Annotated in this window: 9 protein-coding genes; 7 read left to right on the forward strand and 2 right to left on the reverse strand. The window is 62.6% G+C overall.

The features are described 5' to 3' along the window. Nucleotides 1-22 precede the first annotated feature (22 nt). The gene (locus tag JC616_RS11185; protein ID WP_107798962.1) at nt 23-559 is read left to right on the forward strand and encodes an AidA/PixA family protein; all 537 of its coding nucleotides are present in this window, start codon (nt 23-25) and stop codon (nt 557-559) included. Nucleotides 560-678: 119 nt separating this feature from the next. On the opposite strand, the gene JC616_RS11190 is transcribed toward JC616_RS11185, so the two are convergent. Then, nucleotides 679-6360, reverse strand: coding sequence for an alpha-2-macroglobulin family protein (locus JC616_RS11190; protein ID WP_227108301.1), 5682 nt, complete (start codon nt 6358-6360; stop codon nt 679-681). A gap of 409 nt (nt 6361-6769) precedes the next feature. Between JC616_RS11190 and JC616_RS11195 the strand changes: the two genes are divergently transcribed. From JC616_RS11195 to JC616_RS11220, 6 genes are all read left to right on the forward strand, one after another. Beyond that, nucleotides 6770-8431, forward strand: coding sequence for a ShlB/FhaC/HecB family hemolysin secretion/activation protein (locus tag JC616_RS11195; RefSeq protein ID WP_227108303.1), 1662 nt, complete (start codon nt 6770-6772; stop codon nt 8429-8431). Nucleotides 8432-8498: 67 nt separating this feature from the next. Next, complete coding sequence (locus tag JC616_RS11200; protein WP_227108305.1) at nt 8499-18035, forward strand: hemagglutinin repeat-containing protein; 9537 nt, start codon at nt 8499-8501, stop codon at nt 18033-18035. 11 nt (nt 18036-18046) lie between these two features. Beyond that, on the forward strand, nt 18047-18373 hold the full coding sequence (locus JC616_RS11205; protein ID WP_227108307.1) for a hypothetical protein: 327 nt from the start codon (nt 18047-18049) through the stop codon (nt 18371-18373). Nucleotides 18374-18615: 242 nt separating this feature from the next. After that, nucleotides 18616-18978, forward strand: coding sequence for a hypothetical protein (locus JC616_RS11210; RefSeq protein WP_227108308.1), 363 nt, complete (start codon nt 18616-18618; stop codon nt 18976-18978). Between the two features lie 177 nt (nt 18979-19155). Continuing rightward, nucleotides 19156-19461, forward strand: coding sequence for a hypothetical protein (locus JC616_RS11215; protein ID WP_227108310.1), 306 nt, complete (start codon nt 19156-19158; stop codon nt 19459-19461). A gap of 434 nt (nt 19462-19895) precedes the next feature. Beyond that, nucleotides 19896-20726: a type III secretion system effector phosphothreonine lyase gene (locus JC616_RS11220; protein WP_319792931.1), complete on the forward strand. Its 831-nt coding sequence runs from the start codon at nt 19896-19898 to the stop codon at nt 20724-20726. 47 nt (nt 20727-20773) lie between these two features. On the opposite strand, the gene JC616_RS11225 is transcribed toward JC616_RS11220, so the two are convergent. Then, a complete protein-coding gene (locus JC616_RS11225) occupies nt 20774-21766 on the reverse strand; it encodes a DUF2860 family protein (RefSeq protein WP_158274260.1) in 993 nt (330 codons plus the stop codon). Nucleotides 21767-22046 lie beyond the last annotated feature (280 nt).

Here is a 22046-nt window from a genome sequence, read left to right on the forward strand (position 1 = left end):
TCACCTATTGTAAGGATGAATTATGAATCCGGTTATCGACTTGACCCTGGCGCTGCAACCGGACGTGCCGCAAAACGTCTTGGGTCTGCAGGAGGATTCGCCCGCAGCGGTCAATGAAGGCGCGGTACGGGTTTTTTCCAGTCATACCCTAGTCGAGGAGCGTTTACAGAATGGTCTGCTCCTATTGTCTCTGCCCGATGCCAGGGTGGGGAATACGATACGCTGGTATGGCGCGAGCGCCTCTCCAAGTCAGGGGATGGGCATCATCCCCTATGCCGTTGACCGTGTCGGAGGGCAAGCAGCCACCTCGATCACCGCTCCATGCCTCTGCAAAAGAGGGCAGTTGCTGCCCGAGCAGGATGCCGCCACTTCCGAAATCAATATGGAGCGGCTCCATGCTGAAAAAGCATCGTTTTTTTACTGGACTCATGATGTGACGGACTCTGGCCGAGAAGATTTCCGCATCACGCTCCATCTCTACGGCCGCCCCAAGTCTGACGGCTCCCATGGAGAAAGGCTGGGAACGCGCGTGCTCAGCGTGTCCATCGTCATTCCGTAAGCGGCGGCTGCCGGAGGCGGCGACCGCTGCCTTGAACGCAAGCGGTCGACGCGCGGGCATGAGGCATTGCCCGCTTGCGGCGCCCTCTCTTTGACATTGGCCAAAGAGGGGGCGCCGGCTTAATTTTCCCCTTTTCCTACCTTGAACACCGAGTTGGGCAACATGCCGAACACGTCCGGCGCGTACAGCGCTTCCACCCGCGTCGGCGGCAGCTTGAAGGCGCCGGGGTTGTTCAGTCGCATGGTGTAGCTGGCTTTCAGGCCGCCGCGCGGCACGTAGCCGTAGTAAGCGCGGTAGCCGGAGAAGCGGCGCTCCACGTAATCGGCGGGGTCGCCGTCGTTGTCCGCCTTGGTGTTGATCGCGGAATCCCGGCCCAGGCCGGAGCCCAGGATGGTGGCGCCGGCCGGGATCGGATCGTTGACCACCACCCAGGTCATATCGCTTTGCGCCTGGATCTCCAGCGTGACCTTGACCACGTCGCCGGGCTGGTACTGGCCGCTGGTTTTCTGGCTGACCGGGCTCAGCGTTTTCTTGATGCTGTAGCCGGCGTAGCGCGGGGCTTTGAGCGCGATGGCGGCCTCGGCCTGCACCGTGGCCCACGGCGCGCCGCCGCCGGCGTGCTTGAGCTGCAGGCTGCCGCCGCCCGCGGGCCAGGGCAGCAGGCCCAGCGCCTTGACGCCTTCCTGCGGCCAGCCCAGGTTCAGCTTGGCGCCGCCCAGCGCGGCGCTGGTCTGGCCGCTGACCGGCGTGGTTTCGAACTGACGCGAGAATTGCGCGACGGCCAGGCTGCCCCACAGATTGGAAGTGGTGGTGCCCCAATGGCCTTTTTGCTGACGCCCCAGCAGGCCGGTGAGCAGGCGCGGCATATCCGCCTGCCAGCCCGGCAGCTTGCGCACCGTCAGCAGCAGCTTGGCGGCGTTGACGTCGGCGCTGCCCATCAGCCACCAGGCGTTGTCGTTGGCCTCGGTGCTGAAGCCCATGCGCGTGCCCTGGTAGGTGAGCCGCGCGCGCAGCAGGTTTTCCGCCTCGCTCAGCCGCGCGGCGCGCTGCGGGATGTCCGCTGCGCGGTTCAGCAGGGCCAGCCAGTCCACCAGCATGGCGGTGCTCATCTTCTGCGGGTTGAGGTCCAGCACGTCCAGCATGGCCGGGCGGAAGCGGCCGTAGCGCGCCAGCGCCTCCATTGCGCTCAGGCGGCGGGCGTCTGCGTCCTGGCGGCCCAGCGGCAGATCGCGCTTGATCCGGCCCTCGACGAAGGCGGACAGGCCGTCCAGCAGCCGCGCGCGCTGGGCTTCGGGGATGACGACGCCGGCTTCGTGGGCGGCGGCCAGCAGATAGCCGCTGAGGATGTCGCTGCCGCGATCCGGCGCGCCTTCGGCCAGCGGGAAGTAGGCGGCGAGGCCGCTGCCGTCCAGATACAGCGGCAGTTCGCTCATCAGCTGATCCCAGCGCTTGGCGTCGGCCAGACCCAGCGCCACCGAGCTGCGCTGTTCCAGGCAGACATAGGGGTAGTCCTGGAACCAGCGGCGCACGCCGGGCAGTTCATTGCCCAGCTTGGCCTGCAGGCTGACGCGGATGCCGCCGCGGCCGGGCAGGGCGCCTGGCGGCAAGGCGACGGGGATGCTCAGTTCCGGCTCCACGCGTTGCAGCGTGGCCTGCTCCACGGTGATGGGCACCGCCGGCTCGATTTCCTGGCGCACCGCTAGCTTGTCGGCGGCCTTGCCGTCCACTTGCTGAGCGCTGAAGCTCCATTTCAGTTCCTTGACGTCGTTGGGCACCGTCACCGGCCAGCTCAAGAGCCGCGCCTCGCCCACCGGCAGGCTGATCTCCTGCGGCGGCAAGTCCGGCAGGCCGGGCGCGCCGGCCTGGACCTTGACCTTGAGCGGCTTGTCGCCGCCGTTACGCACGGTGACGCCGGCGCTGAACTGGTCGCCTTCGCGCGCCAGCGGCGGGATGCCGGAGCTCAGTTGTAGGTCCTGGGTGACGTTGAAGCCGGCTTCGCCGGTGCCGAACAGATCATTGCCCGCGTCGGCCACCGCCACCAGGCGGAAGCGGGTCAGCGCGTCGTTGATAGGTACTTTGACGCGAGCGCTGCCGTTGGCGTCCAGCACCACGCGCGGCTGCCACAGCAGCAGGGTGTCCAGCAGTTCACGGGTGGGCGCCTTGCCGCCGCCGCCGCCCGGCGGCAGCGATTTACGGCCGTAATGGCGCTTGCCCACCACTTCCAGTTGGGCGGTGGCGGTTTCCACGCCGTAGCTGTGGCGCTGGTACATGGCCTGCATCAGCTCCCAGCTGCGGTTGGGCTGCAATTCCAGCAGCGCCTCGTCCACCGCGGCGAAGGCCACTTCGGTGCCGGCCGGCGCCGGCTTACCGCCGGGCAGCTTGACCTGGATGCTCACGTCGGCGGTTTCGCGGATGCCGTAGCTCTTGCGCGCCGGACTCACCGTCACGTCCAGCAGCTTGGCGGCGTCGCCCACCTGGATTTCGGCGATGCCGTATTTAAAGGCCGGCCGCGACAGGTCCACCATGCTGGTGGGCGGGGTGTAATCGCCGCCTTCGTTCCAGTAGGCGTCCCACCACTCGCTCGGGGTTTTCCAGCCCCAGGTGAAGAAGGAGTACCACGGCACTTCGCGCACGCGGCCGCGCACCGCCAGCACCGAGACGTAGACGTTAGGGGTCCAGCCCGGCTCGACCTTGAGCTCGATCACCGGGTTCTTGCCTTCCAGCTCCACCACTCGGGTTTCGATCACGCCTTCGCGCTCTATCGCCAGCCAGGCGGTGGCTTTGCGGAAGGGCATGCGCACTTGGAAGCGGGCGGTTTCGCCGGGGGCGTAGCTGATTTTTTCCGGCAGGATGTCGATGCGGTCGTTGTTGTCCACGTCGAACCACAGCTCGTCGTGCTTGCTGACCCAGACCGATTGCGCGCTTTGCGCCAGATTGCCGTTGTCGTCGGCGGCTTCGGCGATCAGCTCCATGTCGCCGGCGTCCTTGAGGTTGATTTCGCAGAACATCAGGCCGCGGCCGTCGGTGCTGCCGCTGCACACCTTGCCCTTGTCGTCGGTTTCCTCGTTGTGGTCCCAGGCGTAGAAGCCGCCCACCAGCCGCTTGCGGCTGGACAGGTAGCGGTGTTCGCGCAGGCTGATCTTGACGTTCTTGCCGGCCAGCGGCTTGCCGGCGGTGTCCAGCACCACCGCCTTGAGCTGCAGCGCGCGGCCGGCGGTGATCCAACTGTCCACGCTGATGCCCACTTGCAGGCCGGCAGGCCACAGCGGAATGCGGCGGGTCAGGGTTTGCACTTCGCCGTTGGGGTCGCGGTAGGCGGCTTCGGTGACCAGGTCGTAGCGGCGGTCCAGCTTGGGCAGCTTGTCCAGCGTGGCCTTGCCGTTGCCGTTGGCGTCCAGTTGCAGCGCGGACTTGTCCAGCAGCACCTTGCCGTCCAGCGAGGATTCGGCCTGATCGCGCTGACGCTGCGGCGGCGAGAAGCTGTAAGCCTCATAGCCCTTGATGCGCTGATAGGCGTCGGCCAGCATGGCGCTGACTTCCACCGGCCAGCCCTTGGCCGGGCCGCCGTTGCCCCAGGACAGAGACACATTGAGCGGCAGCTGCTTGGGGGCGATGCCGGCGTTCTTCACCGTGGAGATGCGGCCGGTCATGGTGGGCAGGCGGAATTCCTCCACCCGGAAACCGCCGCTGCGCAGCGAGTAGCCGTCCAGCTCCGGGCTGGACGGTTTGTCCTTGTCGTCCGGACCGCGCGCGCCCTTGCGTTCCAGGTAGAGCGTGTATTCGCCCAGCTTGGCTTCCTTGGGCAGCGCGTAGCTGCTCTCCGCGTAGCGGCCGTTGCGCCAGCTCAGCGGCAGGCTGATTTCGTCGCCGCTGCCGTCGTGGACGATGCGCAATTGCTGCGGCAGCTGGCCGGGCTTGAGCTGGGCCAGACCGCGGCTGACCTGGGTGCGCAGCAGATGCTTCATCGACACGGTTTCGCCGGCGCGGAACAGGGCGCGGTCCAGAATGGTGTGGGCCAGGATGTTGGGGCTGTCGCTCCACTGGGTGGGGAAGGGGAAACGCCAGGATTCGATGCCGCGGTTCCAGCTGGAACGCACGAAGGACACGTCGTCGTTGCCCTTGGCGTCCTTGGCGGCGGCGGTGATGAAGAGGCCGGACAGCTCCTCGTTGTCGCACTCGCCGGCCGGCAGCACGGATTTGACCGCGGCCACGCCTTTGGCGTCGGTCTTGCCGGACCACAGCGCATTGCCCTTGCAATCGTAGATGTTGACGCGGGCGGCCGGCACCGGCTTGCCCTTGTCCAGCGTGGTCACCCACACCGCCGCGTTTTCCTTGGAGCTTTTGAAGTGCACCGCCATATTGGTGACCAGCGCGGCCGTGCGCACATACATGGGCTTGGTGCTGGCCAGCAGCGATTTGCCCAGCAGCCGCGACGATACTTCCACCACGTAGAGGCCGGGCTTGGGCAGCGGGATGCCCACCACTTCGAACGGCCATTTGCCTTGCTTGTCCGGCTGGCTGGGCAGCTTCAGCGGCTGGGCGGCTGGCTCCTTGGCCAGCAGCGACAAGCGACGGCTTTCTATGGTCTTGTCCTTGCCGGCGGGCAGGGCGCTCTCGTGATAGCGCAGCACCTTGGCCAGCCAGGCCATCATGTCCTGGTCTTTGTTCAGCCGCAGCGCCTGGCCGCCCAATTGCACGGATTTGATGTTGAGATCGCCTTCCACCCCGCGCAGGGTGATGGGCAGCGCCGCGTCCGCGCCGGACTCTATGATGCCGAACGGCGCGGCGGCGAATTTGGCCAGCGGGGGATAGTCGGCCAGCTTGATGGCCAGCGGGAAGCGCTCGGCGTTGACCAGCGGCCGGCCCACCTCGTCGCCAAAGTCCTTGGGCAGCTTCAGCGTCAGCGTTTCCAAGGGCGGGAACGGCGGCGCGAAGCTGATGCTGTCCACCGGCTCGCCCTTGCCGCGTGCTTCCGCCTGGGGCGCGCGTTCGGCGCCGGCGCCGCTCAGGCGCACCGCCATCGCCAGTTTTTCCGGCACCGGCGAGCTGAAGTTGAGGGTGATGGGCTTGAACGGGATGCAAGCGCCTTTAGCGTTCTCGCGCAGGCAGCTCATGCTGGCGGTGAACGGCGGCCGCACCTGGTAGTTGAGCCGGTCCGGCGCGGCCGCGCCGCGCAGATGCACCAGGGTGAGCTTGCTGTCCGGCGCCAGGCGCTGGCCGCAGCGCAGCGTCAGCACCTTGGCGGATTGTTGTTCCAGTTTCAGATGCTTGAGCAGCGCCGCGCGCTCGCCGGCCGGCAGGGGCTGGACCGGGATGCGTTCCGGCAGGCTGGAGGATTGGCAATACAAGGACGAGGCCGGCACGCCGACGCCGTTGAATTGGAGCACGAAGGCCTGGTCTTCCTCGATGCGGCCGTTGCGCGGCCAGCGTTCCACCACCACCGGCGCGCCGGTGTAGAAACGGAAGCTCAGGCCGGCGTCCACGGCCTTGCCCTGCAGATCCTTGAGGCCGGGCTTGGGCGTGAAGCGGCAGTCGGTATTGGCGGCCGGGGTTTCCGACACGTCCAGCACCCAGGTCTTATCGTCCACCCAATGGCCCTTGGCTTTCAGGCCGCAGCTCCAGGCGAACGGCGCCGGCGCGGCGCTATTGCCCAGCGGAATCATGCTGCTGTTGAAAGTGACGCGCACCTGCTGCACTTCTTTGACTTCGCCCTGGGGGCTGAAGGTGGTGACGCCGGCGGCAAGAGCGGCGGCGCCGACGAAACCCAAAAGCGCGGGCGCAAGGCGGAATGGCAAAGACATGGACGAGGCTCCGGAAAATACCATCGCAATTATACGCGGCTGGAGCGGCGGCAAGGAAAGAGATGTAAGCGCTAGATGTAAAAAAGACCGGCGACGGCCGGCCCTTTTGATCATGGGTGGAGCGGGTTTGAAGGAGTTTCAGATTTTCGTGATTTTCACTTTCAGGCCAAGCCGGCTGGGAGGGTGGGGCGAGACGCGGCGATAATGATTTTTATTTGATATTTCTAATGAAAACAAAATGTTTTGAATGCCTGGCGTGAAGATTCACATCCGCAAATTACGTAGTTATACGGATGGGCTTGAGTGGTGTTTGTCATAGAATCGCCCACTTTCAAGAAAAAACGCATTCTAAGTGTCGCACTTTCAATTAAAGCCGGTGGCCTGCCTGTGCAAGCGGCCAACCGGGGCCTTGCTCGCATCGCTAAGCGCGCTCTGCCTGGCCGCGCCGGCCTGGGCGAAACTGCCGGCGGAGTTGCCGTCCCCTGATCAACAGCTGATTTTGCAACAAGAACGCGAACGGACGCTGCAAGAGCAAGCGCAGCCGGCGGCGCCCGATGTGCGCCTGCCGCGCCAAGCCGATGCGCTGGCGGACTATCCCATTGGCGAAGTTCCATGCTTCGTCATCCGCGAGCTTAGGCTGGAGGGTGAACTGTCCGAGCGTTTCCGGTGGGCGCTGGCCGCCGCCGACGCCGCCGGCCGCTGTCTGGGCGCGCAAGGGGTGAACCTGGCGATGAAGCGGGTGCAGAACGCCTTGATCGCTCAGGGCTACGTCACCACCCGGGTGCTGGTCAAGCCTCAGGACTTGAAGCCGGGCGTGTTGACGTTGACGCTGATCCCCGGCCGCATTCATGCGATCCGCTTCGCCGAGCCCGCCTCGCGGCGCGCGCGCTGGTTCAACGCGCTGCCGGCGCGGCCGGGCGACGTGCTCAACCTGCGCGATATCGAGCAGGCGCTGGAAAACTTCAAACGGGTGCCGACGGCGGACGCCGACATCCAGATCGAACCGGCCGGCGCCGACGGCGAAAGCGATCTGGTGATCGTCTGGAAAGAAACCTTGCCCATCCGCCTGTCCTTGAGCCTGGACGACGGCGGCAGCGACGCCACCGGCCGCTACCAGGGCAGCGCCACCTTGTCGTTGGACAATCTGCTCACCGTCAATGACCTGTTCTATTACAGCCAGGGCAAGGATTTGTTCCAGCATGATCCGCTGGGCTCCAAAAGCCGCTCGCTACATTACTCGCTGCCCCTGGGTTATTGGCAGCTGGGCCTGACCCTCAACGATTACCGCTACCACCAGACCATAGCCGGCGCCAACGAGAAATACCTATACCGAGGCGACAGCGAGAACAGCCAGCTAAGCCTGTCGCGAGTGGTGTATCGCAGCCAGGCGCACAAGACCACGCTCAGCCTGCGCGCCTACCAGCGCAAATCGCGCAACTTCGTCGAAGACACGGAAATCCGCCTGCAGCATCGGCAGACCGCCGGCTGGGAACTGGGGCTGAACCAGCGTTCTTATCTGGGCGACGCCACCTTGGACGCCGGCCTCAACTGGCGGCGCGGCACCGGCATGCTGGGCGCCTTGCCCGCGCCGGAGGAAGAAACGGGCAACGGCGGCTCTCGGGCCAGCATCGTGACCGCGGACCTGAGCTATACCCAGCCGCTGCAAATCGGCGCGCAAAAGCTGCGGCTCAACAGCCAATGGCGCGGGCAGTGGAGCAAGGGCGCGCTAGTGCCGCAGGACCGCTTCGCCATTGGCGGACGCTACACCGTGCGCGGCTTCGACGGTGATCTGAGCCTGTCCAGCGAGCGCGGCTGGCTGTGGCGCAACGAGCTGTCCTGGGCAATGGGCCCCAGCGGGCAGGAACTGTATCTGGGCCTGGACCTGGGACGCGTCGGCGGGGCCGCAAGCAGCCAGCTGATAGGCCGGCAGCTGGCCGGCGGCGCAGTCGGCATGCGCGGCAGCCTGTTCAAGCGTCTGTCCTACGACATGTTCACCGGCTGGCCTATCCAGAAACCCGTCGGCTTCCAGACCGGCGCCGCCTCGGGCTTCAGCCTGAACCTGCAATTTTGATCTTTGAATTCGGGGCCGGTGGCAACGCTTTGCGTTGACGGCCTCGTCCTTGTCGAGAGTTTTGGTCATGAACCGTCTTTGTTACCGTCTGATTTTCAACCGCGCGCGGGGCCTGATCATGGCCGTCGCCGAGATCGTCAAGCCGATGGGCGCGGGCGGCGGCCGCTCCGCCGAGCCCGCGGCGGCAAGCCGGCGCTTAGGCGTGACCCTGCGCGGCATTGTCTGGGCCAGCTGGTGCGCGCTGGCCGGAACTTCCGCGCTGGCCGGCGGCATCGTGGCGGACCCGAACGCGCCGGCGGCGCAGCGCCCCAGCGTGATCAACACCGCCAACGGCCTGCCGCAAGTGAACATCCAGGCGCCCAGCGCCGCCGGAGTGTCGCGCAACCAGTACAGCCAGTTCGACGTCGACAAGGGCGGGGCCATTCTCAACAACAGCGCCACCAGCGTGCAGACCCAACTGGGCGGCTGGATCCAGGGCAACCCCAACCTCAATCCGGCCGCGCCGGCGCGGGTGATCCTCAACGAGGTCAACAGCGCCAACCCCAGCCAGTTGCGCGGCTTCCTGGAAGTGGCCGGCGGCCGCGCCCAGGTCATCGTGGCCAACCCCTCCGGCATTCTCTGCGACGGCTGCGGCACCATCAATGCAGGGCGCATGACCCTGACTACCGGTCGCCCGGAACTGAACCCGGACGGCAGCCTGGCCGGCTACCGCGTGGAAAGCGGCACCATCCGCATCGAGGGCGCCGGCATGCAGGCCGGCAGCACCGAGTACGCAGACCTGATGGCGCGGGCGGTGGAAGTGCGCGCCGGCATCTGGGCGCCTCAACTGAGCGTCAGCGCCGGCCGCAACCGCGTCAGCGCCGACCACCAAAACATCCAGGCTCTGGCGGCGGACAGCGCCGGACGGCCCGGTTTCGCCATCGATGTGGCGCAACTGGGCGGCATGTACGCCGGCAAGATCCGCCTGCTGGCCACCGAGGCCGGCGTCGGCGTGCGCAGCAGCGGACAACTGAGCGGCGGCGAGCAGCTGAAGCTGGACAGCGCCGGCCAACTGACCCTGAGCGGCCGCCAGAACGGCGGCGACATCCAATACCACGCCGCCGGCGACATCGAACACAACGGCGCCAGCTACAGCCGCGGCAAGCTGGAGTTGAGCGGCGACGCCGCCTTGCGCCAGAGCGGCACCGTGGCGGCGGCCGGCGATGTCACGGTCAAGGCGCGCAGCATCGCCGCCAGCGGCGATTTCGCCGCCGGCAGCGACGACAAGGGGCAAGTGGGCACGACAGGCGCGCTGAGCCTGAAAGCCGGCGACAGCCTGCAACTGAGCGGCCACGCGCTGGCCGGCTCCAGCCTGGACCTCAACGCGGCGGCGATCAAGGCCGCCGACGCCAAACTGCGCGCCAATGATAGCGTGACGCTGACGGCGGAGAACGGGCTGGGCCTCAGCCGCGCCAGCTTGAACACCGGCCGCTTGGTGGTTCAGGCCGGCGGGCAGATCGACAGCGACGCGGCCACGCTGCAAGCGGGCCAGTGGCAGGCCAGCGCCGCCGCGCTCAACAATCTGGGCGGCGTTTGGGAACAGATAGGCCAGGGCAGCGGCGACTTCCGCATCGGCCAGTTGCTGGATAACCGCGGCGGCCGCATCGAGGCCGACAGCCTGGCGTTGAGCATTGGCCGGCTGGACAACGGCGGCGGCAAATTGCTGGCCTTGGGCGACGCGGCGCAGTCCTGGAGCGTGCGGCAAGATCTGAGCAATCAGGGCGGCCTGATCGGCGGCAACGGAGACCTGAGCCTGAGCGCCGGCAGCTTGGACAATGCCGGCGGCGCCGTGCAAAGCGCCATCGCTTTAACGCTGACCACGGAGCGGGAACTGGACAACCGAGGCGGCGCGCTGCTGTCTGGCGCCGCTTTGAAACTGGACACGGCGCAGCTGGACAATAGCCGAGGGGGGCGGATAGACGGCGGCGGGCCGCTGACGCTCAAGGCGACAGGCAAGTTGAACAACCAGGCCGGCGCCATCCACGGCGGCGCGGACGTTGGCCTGCAAGCGGGCGAGATTGACAACGCCGGCGGCAAGGTGGAGAGCGAAAGCGCGTTGACCCTTCGTTCCGATGGCGGGATGGACAACAGCGCGGGCAAGTTGCTGAGCAACCGGGACCAGAAGATAGAGGCCGCGAGCCTCAATAACGGCGGCGGCGAGATCAGCAGCCGACAAGCGCTGACGCTGCGAGCGGGCGTCTTGGGCAATCAGGGCGGCGGCATCGTCAGCTTGGGAGACGGAGATATCCAACTGGCCGCGCTCGACAATAGCGGCGGCAAGCTGCAAAGCGGCGGCGCTCTGGCCGTGCGAGTCCAAGGCGAACTAGGCAACCGGGAAGGCCGCATCAGCGCTCAGCGCGCGATGCGGCTGGACGCCGGCGCGCTGAACAATCGGCAAGGCACCCTGGCGGGCGGCGAGCGCATCACCGTGCTGGCGGGCCAGATGGACAATCAAGGCGGCGCGGCGGCCAGCCAGCAAGGCCTGACGCTGACGCTGGGCGGGCTTAACAACCAGGGCGGCCAGATCCAGACCTTGGGCGATCTGGCGCTGGACGCCAGCGGCCTGCTGGACAATCAGGACGGCAAGCTGGTGGCGGACCAGGGCCAGCGCTTGCGCGCCGGCGAGCTGGACAACCGGCGCGGCCAGATCAGCAGCGGAATGGATCTGACGGTGGACGGCGGCCAGCTGAGCAACCAGCAAGGCAAGCTGATCAGCCGCGGCGACGCTTATTACCAACTGGCGGGGCTGCATAACGCGGAAGGCGAACTGCAGAGCGGCGGCGCGGCGCGGTTGACCATCAGCGACGCGCTGGACAACAAGCAAGGCAAGATCGTGGCGGACCAGGGGCTTGCGCTGCAAGCCGCCTCCGTGGACAACGCCGGCGGTCTGCTAAACAGCCGCGGCGCGCTGGAACTCAAGGCCGGTACGTTGAGCAACCGCTACGGCAGCCTGCTGAGCCTGGGCGACGTCAGCCTGGGACTGAGCAGTTTCGACAACCAATACGGCCAGATCCAAACCACCGGCGCGCTGGAGGCGGAACTGAGCGGTCAGATCGACAACCGCCAGGGCAAGCTGATCTCCAATCGCAATCAGAAGCTGAGCGCCAGCCGGCTCCACAACGAGGGCGGCGCGGTGAACAGCGGCCAGGCGCTGAGCCTGACCGCCGGGCAATTGGGCAACCAGGGCGGCAAAATGGCGGGGCAAAGCGGCCTCAGCCTGGACTTGCAGCAGGACTACGTCTTCCGCGACGGCGAGACGCTGTCTAGCCAGGGGACGCTGAGTTTCCGCACCAGCGGCAGCCTGCGCAACGAAAGCCAGTGGGCCAGCGCCGGCAACGTCAGCCTGCAAGCGGCCAGTTTCAGCAACGCCGCGGGCGCCAAGCTGGCCGCCAGCGGCCGCCTGGACATCAATAGCGCCGGCCTGGCGGTCAACCAGGGCCGGCTGGACGCGGAACAACTGACGCTGAACGCAGCGGCGCTGGACAACAGCGGCATGATCAGCGGCCGCGACGTCACGGTGAACGGCGGCGTCATCGACAACCACGGCGGCCAGGCGGTGCTGGCCGCCACCCGCAGCCTGAGCCTCAACGCCGGCACCCGCCTGAGCAACCGCGACAGCGGCTACATCTACAGCGGCGGCGCTTTGAGTCTGAGCAGCGGCGACCTGATCGAAAACATCTCCACCGCGATAGAAGCCGAAGGCGATGTTGCCATCCGCGCCGGCCGGTTCAATAACCAGCGCACCCACGTCAATATCCAGCGCGCGGCGGAAAGCGAGAACTATAGCTGGTACAAGTACAACTACTACTTTGATGTGTTTGAACGGGTGGGCGGCTGGGATTGGTCGGCCGTCACCAAATCCTTGCCGGTCAACGACGCGGAAGCGGCCAAAACGCGATACGGCACCATTCTGCAAGTGAATGAAGCCAAGAAGCAGGCCCTGGTCCGCTTCCAGGGCACTCAGGAACGCTGGGTCAATTACAACGCCATCAAGAAGAACGACAGCGGCGGCTACGACATGACCTTCTATCAAGGTTACAGCTGCTTCCAAGGGGCCGCCTGTCCCTATGAGCACACAGTGTGGCGCGAAGTATGGTCCGGCAGCAACGAACAATGGAACCCGGCCATTCATATCAATCCGCTGGAGCTGGATTTTGTCGACCCCGGCAACAAGTTCAACTTGCGCAACCGTTCCGCCAGCGGCACCAAGACCCGGGACAAGCTGATCTCAGTCGGCGAAGTGGCCAGCCTGAGCGCCGGCGGCAATATGACGGTGAACGTCAGCGGGCAATTGCTGAACGACGCCAGCCGCATCGCCGCCAACGGCGCCGTCACCATCAACGGGGCGGACAATGGCGGAGGCGACGCGCGCGTGATCAACCGCGCTTACTCCGTCAACGAGCGCACCCAGGAAACCGGCACGGACCACTACGACCGCAACACGCGGCACTGGTACCCCACATACACCCAGGACAAAACGGTGGCGTTGCAGACCATAGACGCCACCATCGCCGGTCATCAGGGCGTCAGCGTGCGCGCGCCCAGCATTGAAAACGTCACTGTCAATCCGGCCCAGGTCAGCGTGGCGGAAGCGGCCAAGGCCGCCGCGGAAGCGGAACCGGCGCGCTGGGACAAGCAAGACGTGGCGGCGGCCGCGGGCTCCGCCGCGGCCGGCGCGAAAGCCGGTCCGCTCAAAGGCGGCGCAGGCCAGCCTGGCCTGTTGGACCGCCTGCCCAACAACCAGCTGTTCCAGCAAAACCCCAGCCCCACGGCCTCCTATCTGATTGAAACCGATAGTCGCTTCACCCAGTACAACAACTTCATCAGCAGCGACTACATGCTGAAGCAGTTGAACTACGATCCGGTGGGCGCGCACAAGCGCCTGGGCGACGGCTATTACGAGCAAAAGCTGGTGCGCGACCAGATACTGGCGCTGACCGGCCGCCCGTCTCTGCGCGGAGAGGACGCCACCGAGCAATTCAAGACGCTGATGAACCAGGGCGTGAACGTGGCCAGGGACTTCCGGCTGACCACCGGCGTGGCGCTGACCCCGGCGCAAATCGCCGCTTTGCAGCAAGACATCGTCTGGATGGTCAGCGAAACCGTCAACACCGCCAACGGCCCGCAAACCGTATTGGTGCCCACCGTCTATCTGGCGCACAACACCGTGAGCCTCACCGGCGACGGCGCGGTGATCGCCGGCAAAGACCTCAGCCTGTCCGCCGCCAGCCTGAGCAATAGCGGCAAGCTGCAGGCGGACCAAAGCCTGGTGGCCAAGGCGGAGGTTCTGAGCAATACCGGAGGCCTGATCCAGGCCGACACCGTCAAGCTGTTGGCGGACAGCCTGAGGCTGGACACCGATCTGCAAAACGCCGGTCGGCAGGCCGCCGTCAGCGGGCGGGACGTCAGCCTGAGCGGCGCGGACATCGTTTTGAAGGGCGCCAAGGTGGACGCCTCGGAACAGCTGACGCTCAGCGCCAGCAACAACTTGACCTTGGGCGCCGCGCGCAGCCGCAAGGAAGGCCGCGTGGATCTGATCGCCGGCAGCATGGGCAACCGCGATGCCACGCTGGGCGCCGACGTGGGCGGCAGCGGCGTCGCCACCGTCAGCGGCGTGTGGGAAACCGCGCAGGGCAGCAGCCTGCAATCCGGCGGCAAGCTCAACCTGAGCGCGGGCAAGGATCTGACGTTGACCGGCTCCAGCGCCCAGGCCAAGGGTCAGCTCAATGTCAGCGCCGGCAACAAGCTTACGGTGCAGGCGGACAAAACCACCAACAACACCAAGCTCACCGCCGATAGCGCCAGCTCTCGGGTGGAGGCGCGCTATCAGGCCGATACGCTGATTGCCAGCCAGCTCAGCGGCGGAGCCGGCGTGGTCGCCGTGGCCGGCCAGGAACTGAGCGTGCAAGGCAGCCGAGTCGCCAGCGATCAGGGCCAGGTGCTGTTGTCCGGCACCCAAGTGGACATCGGCGCGACGGAGCGCCATGTGGAAATCGACGACTACGAAAACAATCACATCGGCCAGACCCGCAGCCAGCGTCAGCAAGCCATTCGCGACACGCAAGCGCAGGGCAGCCAAATCAGCGGCCAGCAAGGCGTCACCATCCAGGCGCGCAAGACGGACCTCACCGTGCAGGGCAGCGAACTGGCCAGCGACAACGGCGACCTCAAGCTCAGCGCCGCGCGGGATATCCGCGTGGGCGCGGCGGAAGAAAGCCGCAGCTTCCAGGAGCAAGCCGCCAGCACTCGCAAAAACCTGGCCAACAGCAAGCAAAGCCTCAGTCAGACCGACGAACGGCAAACGCTGGCCAAGGGCAGCAGCTTGTCCGGCGAAAGCATCAGCCTGCAAGCCGGGCAGGACCTGACCGTGGCCGGCAGCAGCGTGGCCGCCACTCATGACGTGGACCTGGTCGCCGGCCGCGACGTCAACGTCACCACAGCGGAAAACCGCCAGTACCAGCAGCACGACGAAAGCGTTAAACGATCCGGCCTGCTGGGCAGCGGCGGCATCGGCTTCACTATCGGCAGTCAGAAACAGCGAGACCAGGTGGGCGAAACCAGCGTCAGCCAAACCAATAGCACGGTGGGCAGCGTGCTGGGCAAGGTCAATATCGACGCCGGCCGCAACGCCTTGATCAAGGGCTCCGACCTGGTCGCCGGCGGCGACATCGACGTGCTGGCCCAGAACATCCGCGTGGAAGACGTGGCCAACCGCTATCAGCGCGACGAGAAGCACGAAGTCAGCAAGAGCGGCCTCACCGTGGCCTTGTCCGGCGTGGTGGGCGCCGCCGCCAACACCGCCGTGCAGCAGGCGCAGGACAGCAAAAAAGCCAGCGGCCGCCTGGCCGCGCTGCAAGGCGTTCAGGCCGGTTTATCAGGCTACCAGGCATATCAGGCCTACCAGCAGGAAGCGATGAAACCGGCGGCGGAACAAAGCTTTGTCGGCATCAGCTTGTCCGTGGGCAACCAGCAAAGCCAATCCCACAGCCAGCGTCAGCAAAGCCAGAGCCAGGGCAGCCAGCTCACCGCCGGCGGTAACCTCAGTTTGACCGCCACCGGCAGCGGCGCCAAAGACGCCCAGGGCCAGGCGCAGGACGGCGACATCAGCGTCACCGGCGGCCGTCTCAAGGCCGGCAAAGACCTGACGCTGGACGCCGCGCGGGATTTGCAACTGCAAGCCGGCCGCAATGAAGATTCCCAGAGCGGCGGCAACAAGAGCAGCGGCTGGAATGCCGGCCTCAGCATCGGTGTCAGCAATGGCAGTGCCGGCATCTCCATCTTCGCCAACGCCAACAAGGGCAGGGGCAAGGAAGAAGGCCAGGGCAGCCGCTGGAACGAAACCGTGCTCAGCGCCGGCGACACCCTGAGCCTGCAAAGTGGCCGCGACGCGAGCCTGACCGGCGCCAGCGCCAGCGGCAAGACTGTGGTGGCGGATATAGGCCGCAATCTGACGCTGCAGAGTCTGCAAGATCAGGACCGTTACCACAGCGAGCAGAGCAACGCTTCCGCCGGCGCCAGCTTCACCTTCGGCAGCATGAGCGGCAGCGCCTCCATCAGCATCAGCCGTCAAAAGGCCAATAGCGACTTTGTCAGCGTGCAGGAGCAAACCGGCCTCTACGCCGGCCAGGGCGGCTTCGACGTCAAGGTGGGCCGCCATACCCAGCTGGACGGCGCGGTGATCGCCAGCACCGCCAAGGCGGACAAAAACACGCTGGACACCGGCACCCTGGGCTTCAGCAACCAGCACAACCAGGCGGATTTCAAGGTGGAGAGCCAAAGCTTCGGCATCAGCAGCGGCGGCAACATCACCGACACGCTAAAAGGCACGCTGATGAGCCAGGGCGCCAGCAGCGTGCTGGGCGGCGGCAACAGCAGCGGCCATGCCGAATCCACCACCTACGCCGCGGTCAGCGAAGGCTCGATCAAGGTCCGCGACCAGGACACGCAACAACAAGACCTGAAAGACCTGAGCCGCGACGCCGAACACGCCGCCAACGGCCTGAGCCCGATCTTCGACAAGGAGAAGGAACTCAACCGCTTGCAGGAAGCGCAGCTGATTGGACAGATTGGCGCGCAAGCCACCCAGATTGTTGTCACTCAGATGATGATGAAGGCGAATGAGGACTTGCGACGGAATCCCAAATATGCGGACAGCAAAGAATATAAGGAGCTGAACGCTAAATGGGGGGCCGACAGCGATTTCCAGCGTGCCGCCCAAGCCGCCACCGCCGCGCTGCAAGGCCTGGCCGGCGGCAATGTGCAAGCCGCCCTCAGCGGCGCCGCCGCGCCTTACCTGGCTGGCGTAGTTAAAAACCTGACCGACGGCAATAAAGAAGCCAATGTGATGGCGCATGCCTTGCTGGGCGCGGCGCTGGCACAAATGAAGGGTGAGAGCGCGGCGGCAGGAGCTGCCGGCGGCGCAGCGGCTCCCATCGTGGCAGAATTGCTGTTAACTCAGCTATACCCTGGGAAAAAAGTTGAGGATCTCAACGAGTTCCAGAAACAGACCATTTCCGCGCTGACGACGATGGCGGGTAGCCTGGCGGGCTCGCTGGCAGGCGGTGATAGTGCTGGAGCCTTGACGGGTGCGCAGGCGGCCAAGAATGAAGTAGAGAACAATACACTAAGGCCCAAAGAAATTGATGCTTTGGGAAGAAAGCTTGCGACCCAGTGTGGAGGGAAATCAGGTGCAGCTAAGTCATTGTGTGAAAATGATTTAATTAAGGCTGCAGTTCAAGAAAGTGATCGGCGAAATAACTTTAGCCCAGAGTACCAAAAGTCGTTCAATGCCGCATTGAATAATGCAATGTCTAGTGTATCCTCAATTTGCAAGGCAGATAGTCAGTGTGTTACTGAGGTTGCAAACAGCTTGCAGTTGGCAAGGTTGACGTGTAGTACAGTTGAATGCGCCAATGATATGGCGGGAGGCGCAATACGTAACGCAGTCATGCGCTATGGTGGGGTTCTGGATGTTGTTAAGCTTGCGGTTGGTGATTTTGGTTGGTTAATAGGGTTGAAGGGGCCGAAGGCAATCGCTTCCGATGGGGCAAGTTCTGGGAGCTTGGCGACAGATGTGGCCGGTAGCTTGCAAACAGAAACAAATTCAATGTCAAGGGCTGGGTCGCGTATAGTTCTAGATCAGCGATATGTGTCAAACATTGGCAATGTGGCATGTGGCCCAACTTCTTGTACAATGATATTAAATGACACGGGGAAATGGGTTAATATCACGCAAATTGCAAAAGATGCGAATCTAATTCCTGGTGTAGGTACAGATGTGATTGGCTTAACTGGTGCATTGCAAAGAAATGGGTTGCCTTCAGCAAAGTGGGCAGTGGGACAGTCTGTTAATGATATTGCGGCAGGAACGTCTAGAGGTAATGCAGTAATAGCAAGGGTTTCGCTTGACTCCGGTGGTGGACATTTTGTTGTAGTGGATGGGGTGACTTCTAGACAGGGGCAGCGAGTGGTTGCAATCAGAGATCCTGGTACGGGGGCGCAATATTTCACTCCCGTTATTGATTTTGTGAAAAAATTTACAGGCCAAGTGGTTTACACACATTGATGGTTAGATGAATGGAAAATTTTATTCTGAGTAGTGGCTTTGATAAAGATGTTGAGATTAATTGCTGTTTTGCTATGGTCGCAGGGGTTGGATACTTGGTAGAGAGTAAGGAAGACGCGTTCTCTATGAAAAATGCTATAAAAATCCAGTATCCCGATCTTGAAAAAATACTTTTCTCCTTGGTTCCTGCCCTCGGTGGGAGTGAGTTCAGTTATTTGTGTGATGCAAGCATAATTGGTACCCTGCGAAAAAGTGAGGATGTAAAATTCCAAGGAGAGATTGTTGATATTAAAAAATTTAATTTAATTGTTAGTGGCCTGCATTTTGAGATTTTTTAAATTTAACGAATTGTTGTGGGCGTAAAGGCTGTCCTGCTTGCGGGGTTTGCGTTGAGAGAAGATTAATGTAATCCTGAGCTAAATTCATACCGGTTTGGTTGTTTTTCAATAAAGATCTACTTTGATGAATGGAATTTCTGGAAGCGAAGATGTGTTACACCATTCGGGAAGTGGAAAAGGTGGCGGAGCAAGCCGCTTCGGATTTGCGCGGAAATAAATTTTTTTATCTAATAGGGTAATGAATGGCAACGTATTCTTTTCTTGATGAAATGAAAAGTGATTTTCTAGAAATTATTAACGAAAAGTCTTCTAGTGCTATTGATGATTTGTCGATTGACTATGGTGCATCACTAGAAAATTTGCTATTGAAGTATATGGCACTTTGCCAGTCTAGAGCTGCTCTGCTTTCTGGTGCGAAAAGTGTTAACGATGAGTTGGCAATGCAATCGGCGTTGCTAAGGCTAAGGAGCTACGCTATGGGCTTGTCAAGTTTGTTTGATGCAATTGCTGATGATGCGAAAACTATACTTAAAACAGGGGAGTGGCCGGAGCTGTCTGAAGGATATGAACTGCCAGATTGCTATGGAAATTTGGGGAGTGATTAATCGCTAGGGTTATTGTGCTTGTTTAAGTGGGGTTATTGGAAAGGTATATGACAAAACAGAAATATAAAAGCAGATAAAGTGGCTGTTGTCATTGATGCTGAGGTCCATTTTTGGGTGGGGTTTAGAGCTTGCATTCTTTGCAAGTTGAATGTTGAATTGCAACGATGCACTTTTTAGATGAAACAAGTTATCCGACTTTCTCCCGAGTATTTCTGCCATTGCCTGTGGCGATTTTTTGATGGTGGCGGAATTGAGAATTTTCCGGCTGAGCGCCTTCCCATCAGTTTGGCCTTAAAAAATGAAGTGAAAAACTGGGAGGCTTGGTATCAGTCGAGCTACTGTGATGAGTACCCCGCTAACTCCGCCTTTCCTCACCCACAAGATGAAGCTGCGTTTTGGAGTGCCGGCATCTTGCTACAGCAGAAGCTACAAAAAGAGCTTGGTGCGGGCTATGAGGTTGTTTTTTATTTCAAAAACAATTAGGTGGAGTAGGTTATTGGAAAGTAAAGTGGTTAGGTAGAAATGAACATGGCCTTGAGGAAGTCATCGGAAGGTCGTATTTATGTCTTGGTCGAGGATGTTGGTTTGAATTGGCATGTATTTCCGGGGCTTGCCTCCGGCTTGCTTTCTAAAGTGTTATCCAAAATGTCTGGCATTTATTCGCAGGGAGGTGTTTGATGCGCATGTCTACCATTTTTAATGGCAAGGTGCCGAGTTTGAACTATTTTTTGATGAGCGGCCTGGAGTGTTTACGATCGAAGTCTTAAACTCAAGTCAAGTTGGTGAGCCATAAGGCATAGGGTTTTGTTTGGCCTCTTGTTGTGGTTAATAAAGCAACCCGCGTTCGCGGGTTTTTGCTTGTCTTGATCGCTATTTGCAAGATTTGCTGATCAAGGAGCGAGAGTGGCTGTTGAGATTTGAAGCCCCCCCAGAAGGCTGAACAGTTTTTGCAAGCTCGCCCCCGGAGCCTATGCGAAAGTGCTGGCATCGCGCATCTGCGCTTTTCCCTGTGTGCTCCCACTATGCCCATTCAACGCCCCGGCCTTAAACTGAATCTCCCTCCTTTGAATATGGGCGCGCCTGCCGCCAGTGCGCCAGCGCAGTCCAGCGCAGATCATCTTCGCGCCAATATGGAAGGCTTGCGTCAGCAACTGCGGGCGATGCCGCCCGCTGATTTTCGCGAGGCCCAGCACGCTCCGGACTATGCCGGCATGCGGCAAAGCGGTTTCGCCTGCATGAGCCACGGCTTTATGGTGAGCAGCGGCGGGCAGGATGTGTTCATGCATGCCCGGCGCGAGCAGGCGCAGAATCAGGGTGAATTCGCCGGCGATAAATTCCATCTCAGCGTGCAGCGGGACTTGGTGCCGCAGGCGTTTCAAGCGCTGTCCGGCTTGTTGTTTTCGGAGTCCAGCCCGATTGATAAATGGAAAGTGACGGATATGGCACGCGTGGAGCCGGAGGCCAGAGTAGGAGCGGGCGCGCAGTTGACTTTGTACGTGAAGCCCGATGGCGCGGATTCTCATTACAGCGCGCAGGGTTTGAGCCAGGTGCGCCAGTTTGTGGAGCGCCTGGAAACGACTTTGGCCGAGCATGGCATTGAGCCGGGCCAGCATCCGGAGTCCGATGTCCGTCCTGAACACTGGCGCTACGCCAGTTACCGCAATGAATTGCGCAGCGGCAGGGAAGGCGGCGATGCGCAAAGCCAGGCTTTGCGCGAGGAGCCCTTCTATCGCTTGATGACGGAGTAAGGCCCACCGCATCGCGCCCCTTTAACAGCCAGGGGCGCGTGGTGGTTTTAGAACGAGTAAATCAGCCCTACGCCCAGCGAGCGGATTTCGGCGTCGTAGAAGCTGATGTCGGCGTTGGATTTGCCGTAGGCCGCGCTGACGAAGGCGGACAGCGCTTTCTCGCCGAACAGCTGATGGCGCAGGTAGTTGAGGTCGACGGCGTAGGCATTGCTGTCGGCTTTTTTATTGCCGAACAGCGGGTTGCTCTGGTCGAAGCGCTGTTTGCGGAATTGCAGGCCGGCGCTGAAGGTGTTGAGGTCGCTGCTGTAGGCGTAGTCCAGGCTCAGGCCGTAGCTCTTGTTGCTCATCGCGCCGCCGTCCAGCTTGTCCTTGCCCCAGCTCAGACCCGGGGTCAGCGTTTGATTGGGGGCGAACGCCCATTCATAGCCCGCTTTCAGCAAGGTGGCGTCGCCGTTGCGGTTCAGCGTGGCGCGGTCCGCCGCGCTGAGGCCGGCCACGCTCTGGCCGCTGCGCTCGTCGTCTATCTTGATGTTGCGCTGGGTCAGCTGGGCCTTGAAGCCGGTGCCCATGATGTTTTCCCAGCCCAGCAACAGGCCGGTGGATTTGCGTTTGGTGCCGTCGCGGTCCACGCCCACGAGGTAGGGATCGGTCCAGGTGTTTTTGCTGAGGCCGCCGTAGAGCAGGCCGGCGGAGACGATGCCGTTGTTGCCCACTTGCTGGCGCACGCCCAGTTCCAGGGTGTCGTCCATGCCCAGCGGGTCGTGAATCTGGCTGTCGAACACGATCTGGGTACGGCTGGCGGCGAAGGTGTAGCTGAGATCCAGCACCGGCAGCGCGAAGGAGTCGTTGTGGGACTCCGGCGCGCTGTTCAGGCTGTTGGTTCTTTGATTTTTGTCCCCCTTGAAGAGGTTGGATTTGACGCGGTTGCCGCCCACGCCCAGGCCGATGCTGCCGGAGAAGCCGTTTTCTTCCGGTATCGGGTCCGCCACTGCGAGTTGAGCCGCCAACAAAGCCGACAGGCCTACGCATATAGTGCGCATATTCATCATCCTCAAAATAAAAGAGCTGCCATGGTTTCCGCCGACGCCGCGCCAAGCCGCATGGCGGGCGTCGCTTGTTTATGCAAAATGAATTGACTGTCCATATTAAGCCGGGGACCGGTCGAAATGTCGCTTCCCCCGCAAATTAAGCCTGAGATTGCTTTGTTTTAGCCGCGGCTTGTTGCGGAATTGCCATCGGCGGGCCTGCCGCCCGCAAGCCGGAAAGACTGTCGCTTTGCGGACTAAGCGAGCCCGCGGCAAGGCCGCCGATGCGATGGGG

The sequence above is a fragment of the Chromobacterium rhizoryzae genome (assembly GCF_020544465.1).
Lineage (GTDB): Bacteria > Pseudomonadota > Gammaproteobacteria > Burkholderiales > Chromobacteriaceae > Chromobacterium.